This is a genomic window from Pseudescherichia vulneris (assembly GCF_902164725.1).
GTDB classification, from domain to species: domain Bacteria; phylum Pseudomonadota; class Gammaproteobacteria; order Enterobacterales; family Enterobacteriaceae; genus Pseudescherichia; species Pseudescherichia vulneris.
The window spans coordinates 2,405,937-2,426,015 of record NZ_LR607338.1 but is presented as its reverse complement, the minus strand read 5'-3'; the positions used below and the strand labels follow the sequence as shown (position 1 = coordinate 2,426,015).

Here is a 20,079-nt window from a genome sequence, read left to right as displayed (position 1 = left end):
ATCTCCGACAAAATTAGAACAGCGTATCGAGCTCATCGACGACGCGGTAGTCGTCATCAATCAGCAGCAGCGTTTTGTATTTATCGAAGGTCAGGCATGGATGTGACGTGCCAAAGACCAGAATGTCACCGACGCGGACGTCGCTTTCCGGGGCCAGCTTCACCATACAGTGCTGATCCATCACCCCGACGCTGACGATGGCCTGCGGCTGGAACGGCAGCGCCTGGCCGTGACGATAGTGGGCAATAGGCTGCGGCAGCCCGGCGTCAAAGGCGCAGTCGCGTTTGCCAAAGTTCACCACCGCGCGGTCGGCTTCCGGCACCGATTGCACCAGCGCTACCAGCTCCAGAGCGGAGGCGAGATCGCCGCCCAGATCGCAGGCGACGCGGTCGCGCTCAATCAAGGTCTGCTGCGCGTCGGCATAAATCCCTCGGTCGTGGGTGATATAGCAGCCCGGACGGATCACGATCCGGCACTGCGCCGGTTTCTTTGCGTTGAGCCAGATATTACACACTACGTCATACCAGACGGTGCCGGCCCCGGTGAGAATAAACTCGCCGTCCACCAGATGCTCCATGCCGCAGGCAAGCTCGGCGGCATCGCGCAGCAGGGTTTCAACCTGCGGCTGCGGATCCTCTCCGTGCAGTACGCCCTCATATAGCTCGAGCCCGCGCAGCCGCAGTCCCGGCAGATCGTGGATTTTCTGCGCCAGCGCCAGCGCGGCGTCGGTGCTGCGACAGCCGCAGCGCCCGCCGGGCACACCCAGCTCTACCAGCACATCCAGCGTCTGGTTTTGCCCAGCAAAAAAGTCTGCAAGCGCAGCGGCATTTTCAACGCTGTCCACGCAGCAGGCAAAATCCACCTCATGGTAATGCTGCTTAAGCTGAGCGATTAACTGCATGTTGGCCTTCCCCACCAGCTGGTTCACCATCAGCACGCGCTTGATACCGCTCGCCATGGCCGCCCCAGCCTGCCAGGCGCTGCCGACGCCAATCGCCCACGCGCCCGCCTGCTGCTGCGCCTGAAAGATCCACGGCGTCATGGTGGTTTTGCCGTGCGGTGCCAGCGAGACGCCGCGTGCGTCGGCATAGCGTTGCATCCAGTCGATGTTATTGCGCAGCGCCGACTGTTTAAGCACCGCCGCTGGCAAGCAAACATCCTCCGCCAGCACATTTGCCGGGGTGCGCATGATTGCGGACTTGTGGGTCACTAACGTATCGGAGTGATATTTCATAACATAATCCTTAACGGGTTATCGTGTTTTAACGTTAAAATAACATATTTATCTATATGAATATAAAAGGATAAATATAATATTATTATTATTTTTGAATAAAAGTATCACAAAACGATCTGACTTTTGCGTAGTTTTCCACTGTTTTTTGAGCTTGTAAATGGTTAACTTGGCTTAAGAACAAAAAGGGAGTGAGGTGTTATGAAGCATGACTGGCTTTTCAAAAACGCCACCGTCATCGACGGCAGCGGCGGACCTGAATACCGTGCCGATGTGGCGGTCAGCGGCGATCGTATCGTAGCGATTGCGCCTGCGATCCACGCTCAGGCCGAGCATGTTATCGACGCTACGGGCAAGGTGCTGTCGCCCGGCTTTATCGACGTGCATACCCATGACGATACTAACGTCATCCGCATGCCCGATTACCTGCCGAAAATCAGCCAGGGGATCACCACTGTCATTGTCGGCAACTGCGGCATCAGCGCCGCCACCGCCACGATCCGCAGCGACGTACCGGACCCGATGAACCTGCTGGGTGAGAAAGAACACTTTATCTACCCGACGGTAGATGCTTACGCCCACGCGCTGGAAGCCGCGCGGCCCGCCATCAACGTCGGGACGCTGATTGGCCATACGACCCTGCGCAATAACCATATGGACGATCTGTTCCGGGCGGCAACCGCAGAGGAGATCGCCGCCATGCGTGAGCAGCTACGTGCGGCGCTGCAGCAGGGGGCGCTAGGCATGAGCTCCGGGCTGGCCTACGCCACGGCGTTTCAGTCATCTACCGACGAAGTGATGGCCCTGGCGGAAGAGCTGGCGGCGGAAAAAAGTATCTATACCACGCACCTGCGCTCTGAGTTTGAACCGATCCTGGAGGCGCTCGACGAAGCGTTCCGGATTGGCCGCCACGGCAAGGTGCCGGTGGTGGTGTCACACCATAAGTGCGCCGGCGCGAAAAATTGGGGTCGCACGCGGGAGACGTTGGCATTTTTCGACAAGATGCGTCAGCACCAGGAGATCGCCTGCGATTGCTACCCCTACTCCGCCAGCTCTTCGACGCTGGATCTCAAGCAGGTGACCAACGAGTTTGACATCGTCATTACCTGGTCTGAGCCGCACCCGGCGCAGGCGGGCAAAACGCTACAGCAGATAGCGGACGGCTGGCAGGTGTCTCTGCACAGCGCGGCGGAGCAGCTAATGCCCGCCGGGGCCATTTACTACAACATGGACGAGCAGGACGTGCGCCGGGTGCTGCGCTATCCGGTGACGATGATCGGTTCCGACGGGCTGCCGAACGACCCGATGCCGCACCCACGCCTGTGGGGCGCATTCCCGCGCGTGCTGGGCCATTACTGTCGCGACGAGAAGCTTTTCCCATTGACGATGGCGGTGCACAAGATGACGGGCATGTCGGCGGCGCGTTTCCAGCTGCCGCAGCGGGGCCTGATCAAAACCGGCTACTATGCGGACCTGGTACTTTTTGATCCGCAGACGGTGCGCGACGTCGCCAGCTTCTCGGATCCCAAACGGCCCGCAGACGGCATTGACGCCGTGATGGTGAACGGGGTGATGAGCTACGACCACAATAAACGCATTACAGGACGCGCAGGACGTTTCCTGCGTCGGCAGACCACAGAATAAGGAGCAACGATGAGCATTAAACGTTATGGCACCGAGGGCGGTACCGGTACCGGCGGACAGCACCTGCCATTTGCCAGGGCGGTGGAGGCAGGCGGCTGGCTGTACGTCTCCGGCCAGACCCCCATGAAAAATGGCGAAGTGGTGGAAGGCGGCATTGTCGATCAGTCCCGGCTGGCGATCCAGAACTGCGTGGATATCATGACCGAAGCGGGCTATAGCCTGGCGGATGTGGTACACGTGAAGGTGATCCTCACCGACGCCCGCTACTTCCAGTCATTCAACAAGGTCTTCCGGGCGTTTTTTGGCGACCATCCTCCTGCCCGCATCTGCTGCGTCGCGGACCTGGTCGTGGATTGCAAAGTTGAAGTCGATGTGACCTGCTACAACGCCGCTCGCATCAAATAATCTCCTCTCCCTTGCGCGCAAGGGAGATCGCAAATTTATAAAAAAGCTATCGCGGTACCCTGGCAAAATTTATTTTGCCTGTACTCTCGGATCCCCTGCGCCTTTTTTCAGGTGGCCGGTCCTGTTAACTCATCCATTTCGCGCAGACGAAATAGATTAACGATATCTGGACGTGAGCAATGAATAATATCTCTTTTCTGGTCTGGTTCACCCTCTATGCCTGCGCCATGATTACGCTCGGCTGGTACGTTTCGCGGCATCAAAAAAATGGCGATGACTTTCTGCTGGGCGGCCGCTCGTTGCCGATGATATTAACCCTGGGATCGACGGTCGGCACCATGGTCGGCACCGGCTCAAGCGTCGGCGCAGTGGGCTTTGGCTATACCAACGGCTGGGCCGGGATGCTGTATGGCCTCGGCGGCGCGGTGGGCATCTTACTGGTCGCCTGGCTGTTTGCCCCGGTGCGTAAATTACGCTTTATGACCATGAGCGAAGAGATCTCTTATTACACCGGCGGCAGCAAAATTGTTAAAAACGTCGTTGCCGTGCTGATATTTATTGCCTCTATTGGTTGGCTGGGGGCGCATATTTTGGGTGGCGGTTTATACCTTGCCTGGGCCAGCGGAATAGATATTAACGTCGCCAAAATTATTATTGCCTTGGCGTTTGTGGTGTATGTCGGTATTGGGGGTTATTCTGCCGTGGTGTGGATCGATACCATTCAATCGATCATCCTGTTTGTCGGCTTTATTTTAATGGCCGTGATGGCGGTTAACCACGTCGGCGGCTGGGAGAATATCAAGCATGCCGTCGACCCTGCCGCCCAGAGCCTGTTTGCGGTGGATAAGCTTGGCGTCCTGCCCGCCTTCTCGCTGGCGATGGTGATCGGCGTCGGCGTGCTGGCAACCCCCTCTTACCGTCAGCGCATCTATTCGGCAAAAACGGTGTCGTCGGTGCGCCAGTCGTTTACCATCACCGGCCTGCTGTATCTGCTCTTCTCCTTCCTGCCCGCGATTATTGGGATGGCGGTCTGGACGATGAACTCCCAGCTGGACAACAGCGGCTTCGCCTTCCTGTTCGCGACCCAGGTCCTGCCGCCGGTGCTGGCGATGGCGGTGCTGATTGCGGGGATGTCCGCCAATATGTCCTCTGGCAGCTCGGATGCCATCGCCGGGGTATCGATCATCCTGCGCGATCTCTACACCCTGGTGACCGGGCATATGCCTGCGCCGGAGAAAGCCATTCGCCTGTCGCGCATCTTCCTGGTGCTGGTGATTGCCCTTGCCCTGCTGTTCGCCCTGACCTCTAACGACATCATCAGCTATATCACCAAAATGATCTCGATGATTATGTCCGGCATGTTTATCTGCTCGATTCTGGGTCGCTTCTGGCACCGCTTTAACTGGCAGGGAGCACTGGCCGCGCTGGCGGGTGGTGCAGGTGCCTCCGTCGCCGTATTGATGGACAGCGACTGGCTGGCCTTCTGGGGCAATCCCTGCGTACCGTCGGTGCTGACCAGCCTGGGTTGTGCGGTGGTGGTGACGCTGGTCACGCCTGCCAACGCGCTCAGCCGGGAAGAGGCGCTGGCGCTGATCACCCGTGAACGCGAGAGCCAGCCGGACGCGCCGCCGCTGCCGATCGGCAAACGTAAACCGTCGGAGGGCTAGCGGAGCACGCTGGCTGGCGTGGATCAATCCCCCAGCGGCTGACGGTCCACGCCGCCGCGGTGGCTGTCCAGCGCCAGCTTGATGCGGCGCAGCCGATCTTTGGTCTGCGCCTTGTTCGCCATCGCCAGTTCGGTCGCCAGCACGTCCACCATCGCCAGCATGGCGTAGCGGGAGGTGCTGGGCTTAAAGATGTAGTCGTTTTCCCGCACCAGCAGGGGCAGCACCAGATCGGCCTGCTCCGCTAGCGGCGTCTCCAGCGGCGTAATGGCGATCACTTTCGCACCGTACTGCCTGGCAATCGCCGCACTCTCAATCATCTCCGGGGTATAGCCGCCCAGCGACAGCACCAGCACCACGTCCTGTGGGGCGACGGCGGAACACATCATCCGCACCAGCAGACCGTCGCTCTGACTGACCACCGGCAGGCCAAGGCGGAAGAAGCGGTATTGCAGCTCCTGGGCGCAGATGGTGGATCCCCCACCCATACCGATGGTGAGAATTTGCCGCGCCTGGCTGAGCCAGCTAACCGCCTTGTTCAGCGCCTCGCCGTTGAGCGCCCGGCGATTGGTCTCCAGCACGCTGATGATTGACTCGTAAATCCCCTGCACGCCTTCGAGATCCGGCACGTCGAGGATAAAGCGCTGCCCTACCGCCAGAGACTGCGCCAGCTTCATTTTCAATTCACGCACGTCTTTGCAGCCCAACGCCCGCGCAAAGCGGGTGACGGAGGCCTGGCTGGTGTGGGTCAAACGCGCCAGCTCAGCAATCGGCAGGTCCGCCGCCGTCGCGACATCATCAAGGATGAACTGGGCGATGCGCTTTTCGGTGGCGGTCAGCTCCATAAAGCGGTCGGTGATGCAGGAGATAATATCAATCGTATAAGCCATGCGTAGCGTCAGGGTTCAAAGGAAGAGTGGTACTTTGTATCATAATTTGCCTGCCCGCTGTCAGCCACTGTAACCTGATCATTACGCCTCTTTTTTTACCGCTGCTCAATTATTACTCTTTAGTTGTCAATATCTTACCTGACGCCACCCGATCTTCGTATTTTCAAGATGATAATGAGAATTATTGTGTTACTATCCGGTTATTATTTGGTAAACACGTAGTGTATGTATCTGTTATATAAGACAACAAAATGGTTATATGCTTTCTTAATAACCGATTCAGACGCATACATACCCGTTGATGGCAAGGACTACTCATGGATCCTATTGTTTATGTAGTAGATGATGATAATTCGGTAAGGCAATCTCTGGTCAGGTTGTTAATGGCAGAGGATTATCGGGTTGCTGACTTTCCTTCAGCGAAAGCCTTTCTTTCTCATGCGTTCAGGCCAGAGCCCGGCTGCCTTATCCTCGATATGAACATGCCGGACGCCGACGGTTTTGACGTGGCCGAATCGCTGACCAAGCTCGGCTACCTCATTCCCGTGATCTTTCTCACCGGGTTTGGCACCATTCCGCTATCGGTTAAGGCGATGAAGGCCGGGGCCTATGAGTTTATGACCAAGCCTGCGGTGCCAGGGCTGCTGCTCAAGGCCGTGGCGGACGCGCTGGCGCTGGCGGAGAAAAATATGGGCGCGTCGCAGGAGATACAGACGCTCACCAGCCGCTACGAGTCGCTGACCCCGCGCGAGAAAGAGGTGTTTCAACTGGCCATCGGCGGCCTGCTGAACAAGCAGATCGCCACCGCCATGGGCGTGAGTGAAATTACCGCCAAGGTGCATAAGAAGCGGGTCATGGAAAAGATGGAAGTGCGCTCGCTGGCGGATCTGGTCCGCTGCGCGGAGCGTCTTAATATAGTGAAATCGCAAAGCCGCTAGCCATCGTGCTGCGGCCTGTTGTTAACCTTGAAGCCCCGGAGAAACCGATGACCAGCCAACCCGCTACTGAGCCCCGCTCACAGCTTAAGTCCCTTTCATCCACGCTGAGAAAACTGCATAAAACGCTGGTCGATCTCGAAACCAAACGTTTTGGCGATCCCGGCAACGCGTTTGAGCATTTACAGCTGCTGACCAGCCACCCGCAGTTTGCCTGGCTGCGGCAGATCTCCGAGGTGCTGGTAGACATTGACGAGCGGCTGGACGACAAAGAGCAACCGGTAGACGGCGCGGCGGTGGAGAACGTGCGTAAAACGCTCGTCAGCCTGCTGAGCGCAGAAAACAGCGGTGAGTTTCGCCAAAAATACCTCGATGCGCTTCAGGCGTCCACTGAGGTGGCCACGGCGCATGGCGAACTGCGTAACCGTTTAACGCAGCTCGCTCCCGCCTCCTAAGGGCTATTCTCCCTGCTCGCTCTGCTGGTCATGCACCGGCAGGGTAAACCAGAATCGGCTGCCGTGGCGCTCACCTGGGGCGGCCTGCAGCCGTCCCGCATGACGCTCAATGATAGAGTGGCTAATGCTCAGCCCCATCCCCATCCCCTGCTCTTTGGTGGTATAGAACGAATCAAACAGCCGCGCCTGCACCTCGGGGCTGAGGCCAATCCCGGTATCGGTAATATCCAGACGAATAGTGCCCGGCTGCGGGTTCAGCGAGCTGACGGTAAGGGTGAGCGGACGGTCATCTATGCCCGCCATGGCATCAATGGCGTTGACGATAAGGTTCAGCAGCACCTGCTGGATTTGCACGCTGTCGCCATAGATAAAGGCGTCCTGCGCCTTAAGCTGGTAATGAAGCGCAATCTGCTGCCGCTCCAGCTCGCTGCGTGAGAGCGCCACAATGTGGTAGACCAGATGGTGCAGGTTCACCCGCGAGCGGCTTGCCGTCTGGTTGCGCGTCAGCGCCTGTAAACCGCGAATGATATTCCCGGCGCGCTCGCCCTCGCTGATGATCTCTTCCAGGCTGGTGCGCGCATGGCTGAGCATGGCCGGCTCCCGGCTGAGCCAGCGAAGGCTCGCGCCCGCATTGGCCACAATCGACATCAGCGGCTGGTTGATCTCATGGGCGATAGAGGCCGTTAGCTGCCCGACCGTGGTCGCCCGGGAGACGCGGGCGAGATCGGCCTGCGCCACACGTACGGCGTCCTCCGACTGGCGGCGGGCGGTGATATCGGTGATAACGCCGAAATACTCCGCGACGCTGGGCTCATCTCCTACCGGATTACCTACCCCCAGAATGTAGCGGCACTCCCCGTCCGGGCGGAACACGCGGAACTCGGCGCGCATCGAAACGCCGTTGCGCACGCTATCGGTCACCAGCCGGCTGATGCGCTGATAATCCTCCGGATGCACCAGCATCAGGAAATCCGCCATCGAGATCGTGCGCTGCCGGTCCGGCAGGCCGAGGATACGGGCGTATTCATCAGAGACAAACATCAGATCCTGGTCGATATCCCAGCGCCAGGTGCCGGTGTTGCTGATGCGCTCCCCGAGCATTAAAGAGGTCTGGCTGGCGCGCAGCTCTTTCTCGACCCGCCGCCGCTGGACGTTCTCCTCCAGCAGCTCGGCGTACAGGCGCGCCGTTTCCAGCGATACCGCCGCCTGCGACGCCAGCATCCTGACGATGCGCGAATGCTCGGCGGTGAAGATCTCCGGCATGACGCGGTTTTCCAGATAGAGCACGCCAACCATTTTGGCCTGCTTGTACATCGGGACGCACATCACCGCCGCGCCGGACGTCACCAGATAGGCATCCTGGCTGAAGGGGCTGAAGCTCCCCGGCTTGCCGGTGCGGATCTCCTGACCGGTGCGCATCACCGCCGAGAGAATCGACAGCGGCATATCGGTTGCAGAGGGCCGCTCTTTAACCCGCCGCACCTTCACGCCGTCCGAGGAGGTCTCCGCGCAGGCCTGGGTTTCCAGCACGTTGTTATCAAGAATGCGAACCAGCAGGCCGCGCTGAGCACCTGCCCGCTCAAGCAGCAGGGTCATCAGCGTCTGCATCAGCCGGTCGAGGTCGATCTCCTCCGTCATCGCCCGCACCGCTCTGAGCATGCTTTCCAGATCGTGTACGACCTCATTCTGCGCAAAGGCGATAGTGTCGTAGGGCGTGCTCTGTGCTGATGGCGAGAGGTGCGGATAATGTCGCTCCAGCTGGCGCAGTTTCGCCATCGCGCCCCACCGCCGCCACGCAGAAAATGCCCCGCGGAAATAGGCCTCGGAGGCTACCTGAAAACCTGCCGCTTTAGCAAAGCCGCCCGCTAACTCACAGGCCAGACCGTGGATGTGATGAAACTCCGCGTCGCCCGAGAGCTTAATCGCCCTCTCATACTGGGCGATGGCGATATCACTCTTCTGCTCCAGGCGCGCCAGCTCTGCACCGACCAGCGCCTCTTTATCGGCAAAGGTCGCCGGATTATGCCGCGCCCACAGGGCGATCCGATCGTGGTGGCCTTTTACCGCGTCCCGCTGCGCGGCGGTCGCGGTCTCCGGCGTCAGAGAAAGTGTCAGGGAAAGCGCGCTGTAGAAGTGGTAGTCGAGCAGATGGATATACCCCGGCACGCTGTCGACCATTGGCGCAGCGTTCTCCAGGCAGTGGGACGCTTCGGCGTACTCCCCCGCCATAAAGTGCGCCATGCCGCGATAGAGCCAGAACCAGAACAGCGTCAGGGGGATGTGCTGATGACCGCGCGCGGTTTCATCGGCAATCAGCGATGCCGGGATCACCTCCGCGCCGGTAAAATTTCCCGAGGCATGACGCAGGTGATTCACATACAGCCGCTGCAGCAGGAGCAGGATCTCCACGTCCGGGAAGCGCAGTTTGCGAATAAAGCCCAGGCCACGCTCGATGGTGGTCAGCACGCCGTCCAGGTGATCGCCCCGGGTGAGGAAATTCATGGTCTGATGGCGAATGATAAAACAGGCGGCGGTGAGATCGCCGTGGTCAACCGAGGCCGTAAAGCAGGTTTTTGCGCTCTCGATGGCCGATCCGATTGGCTTCACCCATGAGGTGGCAAGATCCACCGCCAGCAGCGTCCGCCCTTTGAAATTGTTAAAGCCGTGCTGCATCACCAGCTCATGGGCAAGCTGGCTCCAGATAAACCCGGACTGATATTCGTTGTAGCGGCGACCAATCAGCACGCCATACCAGGCAAACGCTGCCGTTGAGGCACCACATAATCCTCGGTCCAGCGTCATATGGATGATTTTGCAGAGCAGTAAAAAGTGCAGCCGCGGACAGGCAAAGGCGGCGAACATGCTGGCGCTGAGCATCAGGCTCATGATGGTTTCCGCCTCCCCGTCTTGCGTTACGGCAAGGGTCTGGAAAGCCGCGACCGGATCGCCGCTAATTCGGGACTCTACCGAGCGCCATGCCTCGTCGCAGTCACGCACGTTCGGGTGGCGGCTAAGATCAATATCAAAGGCGGCCAGGCCGGACAGGGCCGTCTCCAGCGCCAGCGGCATATTGGACTGGCGCATATAAATTTCCGCCATCATGCAGGAGGCTACCGCTTTCTGATGCGGACGCGGGGCATGCATCAGCCGCTGGCACAGCGCCAACGCAGAGGGGAGATTACCTTGCAGAAACTCACACTCGGCCTCGTCGAAATCAAGCTGGAAAGCTTCATCCGGCTCGGCGTGCAGCGCATCCTCATGTAGCCGCTTTGCAGTGCGCAGATAGCGCACGGCTGAGGCGTAATCACCGGTGCTTTTCGCCCGCTGAGCGGCAAGATGACAGACCGCACGGTAGCTGTCGCGCTCCGGCGAGAAGCGAATGTCGTTAAGCGCTGAGGTGATATGGTGAACCGCCAAAAACAGCCGATCGCTGTCGTCGCTCTGGCGCGCTGCCTCAGTGAACAGGCGCGCGGCAGAGAGATTAAGCTGGCCGATCTCGTCAGCGTTAAGCAGCGCCCGCGCCGCCTTGTGTACGCGATCGTGCGTAAAGGTATATTCATCACCGGCAAGGCTAATCAGCCTGGCTGAAACCGCCGGTTGCAGCTGCTCATGTAGATGCTCAGGAGTAATCGCCTGCATCTGGCTCAGCAGCGCGGGCTTGCCTGTTCCGCCGACGCAGGCGAGGCAGCCGAGCAGCCTGCGCGCCTGGAGAGGCATATCCGCCAGCTGCAGCAGCACCAGGCTTGCCACGTTTTCAGTGTAGTTTCGCGCCCGGATAGCGGGCAGATCGTAATACCACTTGCCCTGCTTTTTGTTATGGGTAATCAGCCCGTCTTTGACGATGCGCTGAAAAAACTCATGGGTAAACAGCGGATTGCCGTCGGTTTTTTCATGAATAAGCGCCGCCAGCTCGTGTAAGCCAGACGCCCGGGCCTGAAAAATGTCCGCCAGCCAGCGCGCGACCGCCTTTACGTTCAGCGGCGCTGGCCGGATATCGACAAGATGACGGGCGTCGGCGCGCAGGTTTTTTAGCAGCGTTTGCGCACTACCGTCGGGAAACGCGTCGGTATCGGAGTGGGCAACCACCATAAGCAGCGGCAGCGCGCCGCTGGCGTGGGTCAGGTATTCCAGCAATTGCAGGCTGGCCTGGTCTATCCAGTGAATATCGTCAATTAATAATACCAGCGGACAGTCCGGCGTGGCGAAGGCCTCCACCAGCCGGGATGCCATCTGATTGAAACGCGCCCTGGCGTCGGTGGAGTCGAGATCGCCCACGGTGAGAGAGCGGTTGTCCAGCAGCAGGCCCAGCTCTGGCACCAGCTTGACGGCCAGAACGGCATAGCTGCCAAGCGCGCGGGTCAGCCGCCGCTTCCAGTGTGCAACGTCTTCTGCCCCCAGCCCCAGCAGATAGAGCGTTAACGAGCGAAAGGCCGAGGCGATAACGGTATAGGGCACGACCGCCGAATACTGATCGGCTTTACTGACCGCCAGCAGCACCCGCCGATGCTGGAGCGTTTTCAGCGCCGAGGCGATGAGCGACGACTTGCCGCTGCCAAGCGGGCCGCTAATGACCACCAGCGAATGCGTGCCGCTCTCTGTGACCCGGTCAAACGCCGCCAGCAACTGCTGCTGCTGGGGATGGGCGAGGTAGAGATTGTCCGGCAAAAAGCGGGCGGGCAGACGGTCCTGCAAGCCTGGCGTAAAGGGCGTGATATCCCCGTTTTCTGCCAGGTTCGCCTGACAGCGACGCAGGTCGGCGATCAGGCCCTCTACCGTCTGGTATCGGTTCGCCGGGGATTTTTCCAGCAGGCGCAGAACGATCGCCGAGAGCATGCCGGGCACCGAGGACCGCACCTCGTGCAGCGGCCGGGGCACGGAAGCAATATGGTGATGCGCCCACCCCGCCTGACCGCCTTCGCTGGGCTCAAAGGGCAGCGTGCCGGTCAGCAGTTCATACAGCACGATGCCCAGGCTGTAGAGATCGCTGCGGCTGTCGACGCTATCGCGGGTGCGCGCGGTGTGCTCCGGCGACATATAGGCCAGCGTCCCGCCGGGCACCGTCAGGCTCGCCGGGCTGGCGATCTCTGGCGAGCCGGTGGTCAAGCCGAATCCGGCCAGCCGGTACGCGCCGCCGGGATCGATAAAAAAGTTGCCGGGTTTGATATCGCTGTGCACCAGCCCCTGGGCATGCATCTGCCGCAGCGGTGTACACAGCCCTAGCGCCATCGCCAGGAAATCGGCGATATTGCCTACCCGTAGGCGGGTGGATTGCGCCAGGGTGCGGAAGGGAAACGGCGCATAGACCAGGGCATAGCGGCCGTGGTGGCTGGTGGAGCTGATAGGTCGTATCGCCCACATACCGGAGAGCTGCGTACGCAAGGCAAATTCATTTTTGAGCAGCCGGGTTGCCTGAAACTCTGCATCATCGCTGGCGGCGCTGGCCAGTATAAAGCTCTCGCCCGAGTGCAGCGGATGACACAGGGTCCAGGCGATGCAGCCGTCCTGAGACAGCGGCGTGAAGATAATGTCATCGGTTAAGGTAAATACGTCCCCATTCATCAGCTTGCCAGCGGCAGAGAGTTTCTCGCTCATCAGCGCTCCTCGCGTAAAGAGAGTTCACGGCGGATATGTTCCAGCAGCGTATCAATATTGATCGGCTTACGTAAAAGCGAGACGGCCTCCGCGCCCGTAATCGTCCACTGGCTGTTTTTCTCTTCGTGTCCGGAGATAAAAATAACCGGCGGCGGATTGGGTTGCGATACGACGGAGGTATACAGCTCCAGGCCGCTCATCCCCTTTAGCTTAACGTCGAGGATCAGCAGATCGGCGCTTGCCAACGCCGAATCGTCACTGAGAAACGCTTCTGCGGATTCGAAGGTGCAGGTATCGTAGCCCTCCGACAGCAGTAAATTGCTTAATCCGCTGCGAACGGAACGTTCATCGTCAACAATGACAATGCGGGGGGAGAACGCCATGCCGTGATCCTCTGACTGAGCTCACGCGAACGTGAGTGGCGCTCCCTACGGTAGGTTTTTGCCTTCGGGGGGTGGAGTGCCGCTGATTTTGGGCACGCATTCATGACGAAACCATGCCAGGGTGACCGGCTGACGGCTTAGAAGACGTCGGCATACCGGAATAAGCTGTTCCCCCACCAGCATACCGAACAGTCCCAGCAGGGCAATGACCGGTGGTGCAGGCGAATGAACCTGTAATGCGCCATAGATAGCGCCTGCCAAAAGGCCGGTCGCCAGCGAAACAACGTATGATTTCAACATATTTAGCCTGCCCAGGTAAAGAAATTGACAAGCTGTTCACCTGCCAGCATCCCCAGCAAACCGACCAGCGCGATGGCGGGCGGCGCGGGCGAGCGCACCTTCAGCAGGGCGTAAACCAGACCAATCAACACCCCTGCACCAAGGGAAATAAGCTCTGCGCTCATGGCAGTTCTCCCGTCATTCAATCGTTACTGAATAAAAAAACGGGCCGGGACAAACGTCCGGCCCGCATCAGCGTTATTTGTTGGCCGGCACCGGAGCCAGAGTACGATGCGCACCTTTGGCACGCGCCGGGGCTTTGTGCACCATGGTGTAAGCGTAATCAACGCCCATACCGTAAGCACCGGAGTGCTCTTTCACGATATCCATCACGGCGTTGTAGGTCTCTTTGTGCGCCCAGTCGCGCTGCCACTCCAGCAGAACCTGCTGCCAGGTTACCGGGATCACGCCCGCCTGGATCATGCGCTGCATAGCGAAGTCATGGGCTTCTTTAGAGGTGCCGCCGGACGCGTCAGCCACCATATAAATTTCATATCCGCCTTCCAGCATGGCGCACAGGGCGAAGGTGTTGTTGCACACTTCGGTCCACAGACCCGACACCACTACCTTCTTCTTGCCGTTTTTCGCCAGCGCATCACGCACTTTCTGGTCATCCCAGGAGTTCATGGAGGTACGCTCAAGAATGTCGTGCTCTGGGAAGACGTCCAGCAGCTCCGGGAAGGTGTTACCCGAGAAGCTTTCGGTTTCAACGGTGGTGATAGTGGTAGGAATGTTGAAGACCTTAGCCGCTTTTGCCAGGCCAACCACGTTGTTCTTCAGTACCTGACGATCGATAGACTGCACGCCGAAGGCCATCTGCGGCTGCTGATCGATAAAGATCATCTGGCAATTTTCTGGGGTCAGTACTTCAAGCTTAGAGTTGGTCATGTGAGTTTCCATTGTCGTTTATGTTGGAACAGATTGTTCTTGAAACTGATTGTTATCGACACGGATAGTAGAACCCCTGAACCGGCATAACTATTATCTCTGTGTATAACTATACCTTCGTATAGGTATACCTTCGTATAACTAGACGTCCGATCCCCCTGCTGAAGATAATCCCATCACTTTATAGTCCGGCGCATCAGGCTTCGGACGCTTCAGCAGGAGAACCCAATGGTCTCGCTCGGCAAGGCAGAACTCATCTTACTCAACGGTAAATTTCATACGGTAGACAGGGAAAACCCGGTCGCCGATGCGGTGGCTATTCGCGACGGCAAGTTTCTGGAAGTCGGCACAGCGGCAGAGGTGATGCAGCACCAGGCGGAAGGCACCCGCGTCATCGACCTGAAAGGCAGCACCGCGATCCCAGGCCTGAATGACTCCCACCTGCACCTGATCCGCGGCGGTCTGAACTACAACCTCGAACTGCGCTGGGAAGGCGTGCCGTCGCTGGCGGACGCGCTGCGGATGCTGAAAGAGCAGGCGCTACGCACCCCTTCTCCGCAGTGGGTGCGCGTGGTTGGCGGCTGGTCGGAGTTTCAGTTTGCCGAGCGTCGGATGCCTACCCTGGATGAGATCAACGCCGCCGCGCCGGATACGCCGGTGTTTATTCTGCACCTCTACGACCGCGCCCTGCTCAACCGCGCCGCGCTGAAGGTGGTGGGCTACACCAAAGATACCCCGAACCCGCCGGGCGGCGAGATCCAGCGCGACAGCAACGGCAACCCCACCGGGATGCTGATTGCGCGGCCGAACGCCATGATCCTCTATGCCACCCTGGCGAAAGGGCCGAAGCTACCGCTGGAGCAGCAGGTCAACTCCACCCGGCAGTTTATGCGCGAGCTGAACCGCCTGGGCCTGACCAGCGCCATCGACGCTGGCGGCGGCTTCCAGAACTACCCGGAAGATTATGAGGTGATCGCCGAGCTGCACGCTAAAGAGCAGATGACCATCCGCATCGCCTATAACCTGTTTACCCAACGTCCCGGCCATGAACTGGAAGATTTTGAGAAGTGGACTGACATGCTGACGCCGGGCCAGGGCAGCGACTTCTTCCGCCACAACGGCGCGGGTGAAATGCTGGTCTTCTCCGCCGCCGACTTCGAAGATTTCCTCGAACCGCGCCCGGATCTCGCGCCGGGTATGGAAGATGAGCTGGAGCGCGTCGTCCGTCATCTGGTAGAGCACCGCTGGCCGTTCCGCCTGCACGCCACCTATAACGAATCCATCAGCCGTATGCTGGATGTGTTCGAGAGAGTGAACCGTGAGATCCCCTTCAACGGCCTGCACTGGTTCTTTGACCACGCCGAAACCGTCACCCAGCACAATATCGACCGCATCAAGGCGCTGGGCGGCGGCATTGCGGTGCAGCACCGGATGGCCTTCCAGGGTGAATACTTCGCCGAGCGCTATGGTATGGAAGCGGTTCGCCACACGCCGCCGGTTGCGAAGATGCTGGAAACCGGCGTGCCGGTGGGCCTGGGGACCGATGCCACCCGCGTCGCCAGCTACAACCCGTGGACCGCGCTGTACTGGCTAGTCTCTGGCCGCACCGTGGGCGGCATGCAGATGTATGACGTGAACGCGCGCCTCGACCGCGATACCGCCCTGATGCTCTGGACCCAGGGCAGCGCCTGGTTCTCCAGCGAGCAGGGCAAAAAAGGCCAGATTAAAGCGGGCCAGCTGGCGGATCTGGCGGTGCTAAGCAAAGACTACTTCCGCGTGCCGGAAGAGGAGATCAAGGGTATCGAATCCGTGCTGACCGTGGTGGATGGCAACATCGTCTATGCCGCTGGTGCCTTTACCTCGGAAGCCCCGCCGTCGATTCCCGTGCTGCCGGAGTGGTCGCCGGTGGTCAACGTCCCGGGCCACTACCGCAGCGCCCCGCCGCAGCAAAACCGCGTGGGCCTGATGCCTGCCGTGCACCACTGCAGCGGCCCGTGCGGCGTACACAGCCATCAGCACGACGTGGCCCGCCGCTCCTCGGTTCCAGTTTCAGACGATAACGCCTTCTGGGGCGCATTCGGCTGCAGCTGCTTCGCCTTCTGATGCCCATGAAAAGCGCATCGGCTTTTTCGCCCCGTATTGATGCGGGGCTGTTCTTCCTGCGCCTCACCGGTAGCCTGCTGCTGCTCTACGTGCACGGTTTGCCGAAGGTGATGCACTTTAGTGAAGAGCTGACGCGGATCGAGGATCCGTTTGGACTGGGCCCGTGGGCCAGCCTCTTACCGGCTATCTTCGCCGAGGTGGTTTGCCCGCTCTTCATCATCCTGGGAGTCGGTACACGGCTGGCCTGCCTGCCGATTATCGGCGTGCTGCTGGTGGCGATGCTGGTGGTTCATCCCGGCTGGAGCATAGCGGAAGGCCAGTTTGGTTGGCTGCTGCTGATTGTCTTCACCACGCTGACCATCACCGGGCCGGGCAGCTGGCGACCCTTCCCGGGCCGCGTACAGGAGTTTCGTTATGGCGCAGGTAAATGATATCCACGCGGCAACGGCGCAGGCAGCGGCTGTAACGGCGCAGCCCGCCGCCGCATCGTCCTGGCAGCCGCTGCGTAATCCTATTTTTCGCATGCTGTGGATAGCGACGGTAGTGTCCAACATCGGTTCATGGATGAACGATGTTGGGGTCAACTGGACCATGCTGACGCTGAGTGCAGATCCGCTCTCCGTCGCGATGGTGCAGGCGGCAAGCAGCCTGCCGATGTTTCTCTTCGCCCTGCCCTCTGGGGTAATGGCGGATATCGTTGACCGCCGCAAGTACCTGCTGTTTTCCCAGGTGTGGGTCTTTATCGCGGCGGCGGGCCTGACCCTGCTGTCGCTGGCCGGTTACGTAACGCCGACGGTGCTGCTTATCGCCGCCTTCCTGCTAAGCACGGGCGCAGCAATGAGCTCGCCGCCTTTTCAGGCTATCGTGCCGGATCTGGTGGAGAAAAATGAGTTAGCTCCGGCTATCGCCCTGAACTCGCTGGGCATCAACATCAGCCGCGCGATTGGCCCGGCGCTGGGCGGGCTGGTGCTGTCGTTTGCCGGTCCGTGGATGGTGTTCCTGCTGAATGCGCTGTCGGTACTGGGCGTGGCATGGGTGCTCTATCGCTGGAAAGCGGAGCCCTCTATTCAGCGCCTGCCGCCGGAGCACTTCTTCCCCGCCGTGCGGGCAGGTTTACGCTACGTGCATGCCGCGCCGGTGCTGCGCAACGTGCTGGTGCGCACCGTGGCGTTCTTCCTCTTCGGCAGCGCCGCCTGGGCGCTACTGCCGCTGGTGGCGCGACGCGAGCTGGGGCTCGGCCCTGGCGGCTACGGCATTATGCTGGCCTGTATTGGCATCGGCGCAATTTTCGGCGCGGTTCTGCTGCCAGGCCTGCGCAAACGGCTTAATCCAGACCGCCTGATGGTGCTGACCAGCCTGTGCTATGCCGCCGCGATGCTGGCCCTGGCCTTTGTCCGCCACTTCTGGCTGCTAAACGCGTTTCTGTTTATCACCGGCTTCGCCTGGATAGCGGTGCTCTCCACGCTCAATATGGGCGCACAGCGCAGCGCGGCAAAATGGGTTAAGGCGCGGGCGCTGGCGGTCTATCTCACGGTATTTTTCGGCTCCATGACGGTGGGCAGCGCCATCTGGGGCCAGCTGGCGTCGCATTTCACCCTCCCCGTCTCGCTCTGCGTGGCAACGGTGGGCATGGTGCTGGCAAGCCTGACCGTTCTCCGCTGGCGGCTGGATGAGAACCCCGATCTCAACCTGGATCTGCGAGAAGTGGACAACCTCGCCCGGACGCTGGATGTCTCTCACGAGCGCGGCCCGATCATGGTGGTTTATGAGTATCAAATTGACGCCGACGACGTGTATGACTTTGTCGTGAGTATTCAGGAGATGCGCCGGGTCCGTCAGCGCGGCGGCGCACTAAGCTGGTCGGTATATGAAGATATTCAGCGGCCAGGGATTTTTCTTGAGACCTTTGTTGTTGGCACCTGGATCGAGCACCTGCGTCAGCAGGAGCGCCATACGGCCAACGATCTGCTGATCCAAAGCAAAGTCTATGCTTTTCATCGGGGAAGCGAGCTCCCCAGGGCTCGCTACCTGATAGCGCCCATTACCTAAACAACACAACCCGTTATCACTACTGAGGATCTGATATGAGCACAATCAAGACGCAGGATGGCACGCAGATTTATTACAAAGACTGGGGTTCAGGTAAGCCGGTGCTGTTCAGCCACGGCTGGCCGCTGGATGCCGACATGTGGGACAGCCAGCTGAACTTCCTGGCCGAGCGTGGCTATCGCGTCATCGCCTTCGATCGCCGTGGCTTTGGCCGCTCGGATCAGCCGTGGGAAGGCTACAACTACGATACCTTCGCCTCGGACATCAACGACCTGATCACCAGCCTCGATCTGCGTGACGTTACCCTGGTCGGTTTCTCGATGGGCGGCGGCGACGTGACCCGCTACATCGGTCGTTACGGTAGCGAGCGTGTGAAAGCGCTGGTGCTGCTGGGTGCGGTGACGCCTATTTTCGGCAAAGCCGCCGACTACCCGCAGGGTGTGGATCAGAGCGTATTTGAAGGTATTCGCGACGGGTTACGTAAAGACCGGGCGCAGTTTATCAGCGACTTCTCTACCCCGTTCTACGGCACTAACGCCGGGCAGAACGTTTCTGAGGGCGTGCTGACCCAGACGCTGAACATCGCCCTGCTCGCCTCGCTTAAAGGCACCATTGACTGCGTGACCGCCTTTGCCGAAACGGATTTCCGCCCGGACGTGGCGAAAGTGGATGTGCCGACGCTGGTGATCCACGGCAGCAACGATCAGGTAGTGCCGTTCGAAACCACAGGTAAAGTCGCAGCGGAAACCATCCGCGGTGCGCAGCTGAAAGTGTACGATAACGCGCCGCATGGCTTTGCCGTCACGCATCAGGATCAGCTGAACAACGATCTGCTGGCGTTCCTGCAGTCGCTGTAAGCAAGAAGCAAGCGTGAAGAGAGAGGGAGTGCGCGCCTGCACCTCCCTCTTTTTATTGATAGCTTACAACAATCGTTTCACAGATCTCACCGAGCCGCGATTTTTGAACCATACTTAAGTTAAATATGCATATTTCCTTTTTGCTTTACCCACAATAGAGGAGGAATTCATGCAGGTAGTGAGTCAAAAGTATGCAGTGTCTTCTGGGGATTTTGATTTCCTGGCCTTCAGTTTTGCCCAGATGCGTTCGCAAGGACGACATCTCTGTACGGAGGCAATAACAGGAAATATGGATGACGATTGTAAGGTGTTGTTCCTGCAACGTTACGATCGTTATCTTGAGCAGATTAAGGAAGACGTAGCGACAGCGTAGTCCCCCTGCCGGGTGGGTAATACCACCCGGCACCGCTATCTTTTTAACCCCGCCATAAAAGCCGCACGCTGCCTCTCAAAAGGGGTATATTGAGCTGTTTATCAAACCGTTGGCTCAATAAGGTGTACGACGATGGATCCCAGAATTCAACATGCTATCGCCCTTCGCGCCACAGGCAAGTATGAGCAGAGTCGAGAGCTACTGAGAACGCTGACGGCGCTCCCCACGCTGAAGGCGGAAGCGCTGCTTAATATCGCCTGGTCATATG

16 protein-coding genes and 1 pseudogene are annotated in these 20,079 nt (G+C 59.3%); 10 read left to right on the top strand and 7 right to left on the bottom strand.

Annotated features, from left to right (window positions below; all coding sequences use genetic code 11):
• Nucleotides 1–13: 13 nt before the first annotated feature.
• Complete coding sequence (locus tag FN633_RS10385) at nucleotides 14–1,234, bottom strand: amino acid deaminase (RefSeq protein ID WP_154057645.1); 1,221 nt, start codon at nucleotides 1,232–1,234, stop codon at nucleotides 14–16.
• A gap of 201 nt (nucleotides 1,235–1,435) precedes the next feature.
• Here FN633_RS10385 and FN633_RS10380 point away from each other — a divergent pair, with 201 nt between their 5' ends.
• The 3 genes from FN633_RS10380 to FN633_RS10370 all read left to right on the top strand — a co-directional run bounded on the left by FN633_RS10380 (nucleotide 1,436) and on the right by FN633_RS10370 (nucleotide 4,950).
• Nucleotides 1,436–2,878 carry an N-acyl-D-amino-acid deacylase family protein gene (locus FN633_RS10380; protein WP_154057644.1) on the top strand — a complete coding sequence of 481 codons (1,443 nt, stop codon included), beginning with the start codon at nucleotides 1,436–1,438 and terminating at the stop codon, nucleotides 2,876–2,878.
• Nucleotides 2,879–2,887: 9 nt separating this feature from the next.
• Nucleotides 2,888–3,283, top strand: coding sequence for a RidA family protein (locus FN633_RS10375; RefSeq protein WP_154057643.1), 396 nt, complete (start codon nucleotides 2,888–2,890; stop codon nucleotides 3,281–3,283).
• Between the two features lie 179 nt (nucleotides 3,284–3,462).
• Nucleotides 3,463–4,950 (top strand): sodium:solute symporter family protein, encoded by a 1,488-nt coding sequence (locus FN633_RS10370; protein WP_154057642.1) that lies wholly within the window; start codon nucleotides 3,463–3,465, stop codon nucleotides 4,948–4,950.
• A gap of 23 nt (nucleotides 4,951–4,973) precedes the next feature.
• On the opposite strand, the gene FN633_RS10365 is transcribed toward FN633_RS10370, so the two are convergent.
• Nucleotides 4,974–5,837, bottom strand: a complete 864-nt coding sequence (locus tag FN633_RS10365) for a MurR/RpiR family transcriptional regulator (protein WP_154057641.1) — start codon at nucleotides 5,835–5,837, stop codon at nucleotides 4,974–4,976.
• Between the two features lie 317 nt (nucleotides 5,838–6,154).
• On the opposite strand from FN633_RS10365, the gene FN633_RS10360 reads away from it, so the two are divergent.
• A complete protein-coding gene (locus FN633_RS10360; RefSeq protein ID WP_042390771.1) occupies nucleotides 6,155–6,775 on the top strand; it encodes a response regulator transcription factor in 621 nt (206 codons plus the stop codon).
• A 47-nt stretch (nucleotides 6,776–6,822) separates the two neighbouring features.
• Complete coding sequence (locus tag FN633_RS10355; protein WP_154057640.1) at nucleotides 6,823–7,227, top strand: hypothetical protein; 405 nt, start codon at nucleotides 6,823–6,825, stop codon at nucleotides 7,225–7,227.
• Between the two features lie 3 nt (nucleotides 7,228–7,230).
• Here the strand turns inward: FN633_RS10355 and FN633_RS10350 are convergent, their stop codons facing one another.
• The 5 genes and pseudogenes from FN633_RS10350 to FN633_RS10330 form a co-directional block, all read right to left on the bottom strand.
• A complete protein-coding gene (locus tag FN633_RS10350; protein ID WP_154057639.1) occupies nucleotides 7,231–12,819 on the bottom strand; it encodes a trifunctional serine/threonine-protein kinase/ATP-binding protein/sensor histidine kinase in 5,589 nt (1,862 codons plus the stop codon).
• Nucleotides 12,819–13,202, bottom strand: coding sequence for a response regulator transcription factor (locus FN633_RS10345; protein ID WP_042390765.1), 384 nt, complete (start codon nucleotides 13,200–13,202; stop codon nucleotides 12,819–12,821). The genes FN633_RS10350 and FN633_RS10345 overlap by 1 nt, the downstream gene beginning before the upstream one ends.
• Nucleotides 13,203–13,247: 45 nt before the next feature.
• Nucleotides 13,248–13,502 (bottom strand): XapX domain-containing protein, encoded by a 255-nt coding sequence (locus FN633_RS10340; protein ID WP_208674034.1) that lies wholly within the window; start codon nucleotides 13,500–13,502, stop codon nucleotides 13,248–13,250.
• Nucleotides 13,503–13,531: 29 nt separating this feature from the next.
• Nucleotides 13,532–13,666: pseudogene (locus FN633_RS10335) on the bottom strand (DUF1427 family protein); the annotation flags it as partial.
• A 73-nt stretch (nucleotides 13,667–13,739) separates the two neighbouring features.
• Nucleotides 13,740–14,429, bottom strand: coding sequence for a hydrolase (locus tag FN633_RS10330; RefSeq protein WP_042390763.1), 690 nt, complete (start codon nucleotides 14,427–14,429; stop codon nucleotides 13,740–13,742).
• Between the two features lie 228 nt (nucleotides 14,430–14,657).
• Between FN633_RS10330 and FN633_RS10325 the strand changes: the two genes are divergently transcribed.
• The 5 genes from FN633_RS10325 to FN633_RS10305 all read left to right on the top strand — a co-directional run bounded on the left by FN633_RS10325 (nucleotide 14,658) and on the right by FN633_RS10305 (nucleotide 19,811).
• Nucleotides 14,658–16,532 carry an amidohydrolase gene (locus FN633_RS10325; RefSeq protein WP_154057638.1) on the top strand — a complete coding sequence of 625 codons (1,875 nt, stop codon included), beginning with the start codon at nucleotides 14,658–14,660 and terminating at the stop codon, nucleotides 16,530–16,532.
• A gap of 5 nt (nucleotides 16,533–16,537) precedes the next feature.
• Complete coding sequence (locus FN633_RS10320; protein ID WP_154057637.1) at nucleotides 16,538–16,963, top strand: DoxX family protein; 426 nt, start codon at nucleotides 16,538–16,540, stop codon at nucleotides 16,961–16,963.
• Nucleotides 16,947–18,581 (top strand): MFS transporter, encoded by a 1,635-nt coding sequence (locus tag FN633_RS10315; RefSeq protein ID WP_154057636.1) that lies wholly within the window; start codon nucleotides 16,947–16,949, stop codon nucleotides 18,579–18,581. Before FN633_RS10320 ends, FN633_RS10315 begins: the two co-directional genes overlap by 17 nt.
• Before the next feature lie 35 nt (nucleotides 18,582–18,616).
• The gene (locus FN633_RS10310; RefSeq protein ID WP_154057635.1) at nucleotides 18,617–19,438 is read left to right on the top strand and encodes an alpha/beta fold hydrolase; all 822 of its coding nucleotides are present in this window, start codon (nucleotides 18,617–18,619) and stop codon (nucleotides 19,436–19,438) included.
• Between the two features lie 169 nt (nucleotides 19,439–19,607).
• Nucleotides 19,608–19,811 (top strand): hypothetical protein, encoded by a 204-nt coding sequence (locus tag FN633_RS10305; RefSeq protein ID WP_042390755.1) that lies wholly within the window; start codon nucleotides 19,608–19,610, stop codon nucleotides 19,809–19,811.
• Nucleotides 19,812–20,079 lie beyond the last annotated feature (268 nt).

Bases quoted from the DNA above. Each gene is read 5' to 3' on its own strand.
- FN633_RS10380 (WP_154057644.1), top strand. From the start codon at position 1,436: ATGAAGCATGACTGGCTTTTCAAAAACGCCACCGTCATCGACGGCAGC.
- FN633_RS10325 (WP_154057638.1), top strand. From the start codon at position 14,658: ATGGTCTCGCTCGGCAAGGCAGAACTCATCTTACTCAACGGTAAATTT.
- FN633_RS10360 (WP_042390771.1), top strand. From the start codon at position 6,155: ATGGATCCTATTGTTTATGTAGTAGATGATGATAATTCGGTAAGGCAA.
- FN633_RS10375 (WP_154057643.1), top strand. From the start codon at position 2,888: ATGAGCATTAAACGTTATGGCACCGAGGGCGGTACCGGTACCGGCGGA.
- FN633_RS10370 (WP_154057642.1), top strand. From the start codon at position 3,463: ATGAATAATATCTCTTTTCTGGTCTGGTTCACCCTCTATGCCTGCGCC.
- FN633_RS10365 (WP_154057641.1), bottom strand. From the start codon at position 5,837: ATGGCTTATACGATTGATATTATCTCCTGCATCACCGACCGCTTTATG.
- FN633_RS10385 (WP_154057645.1), bottom strand. From the start codon at position 1,234: ATGAAATATCACTCCGATACGTTAGTGACCCACAAGTCCGCAATCATG.
- FN633_RS10320 (WP_154057637.1), top strand. From the start codon at position 16,538: ATGAAAAGCGCATCGGCTTTTTCGCCCCGTATTGATGCGGGGCTGTTC.
- FN633_RS10315 (WP_154057636.1), top strand. From the start codon at position 16,947: ATGGCGCAGGTAAATGATATCCACGCGGCAACGGCGCAGGCAGCGGCT.
- FN633_RS10355 (WP_154057640.1), top strand. From the start codon at position 6,823: ATGACCAGCCAACCCGCTACTGAGCCCCGCTCACAGCTTAAGTCCCTT.
- FN633_RS10305 (WP_042390755.1), top strand. From the start codon at position 19,608: ATGCAGGTAGTGAGTCAAAAGTATGCAGTGTCTTCTGGGGATTTTGAT.
- FN633_RS10340 (WP_208674034.1), bottom strand. From the start codon at position 13,502: ATGTTGAAATCATACGTTGTTTCGCTGGCGACCGGCCTTTTGGCAGGC.
- FN633_RS10310 (WP_154057635.1), top strand. From the start codon at position 18,617: ATGAGCACAATCAAGACGCAGGATGGCACGCAGATTTATTACAAAGAC.
- FN633_RS10330 (WP_042390763.1), bottom strand. From the start codon at position 14,429: ATGACCAACTCTAAGCTTGAAGTACTGACCCCAGAAAATTGCCAGATG.
- FN633_RS10350 (WP_154057639.1), bottom strand. From the start codon at position 12,819: ATGAGCGAGAAACTCTCTGCCGCTGGCAAGCTGATGAATGGGGACGTA.
- FN633_RS10345 (WP_042390765.1), bottom strand. From the start codon at position 13,202: ATGGCGTTCTCCCCCCGCATTGTCATTGTTGACGATGAACGTTCCGTT.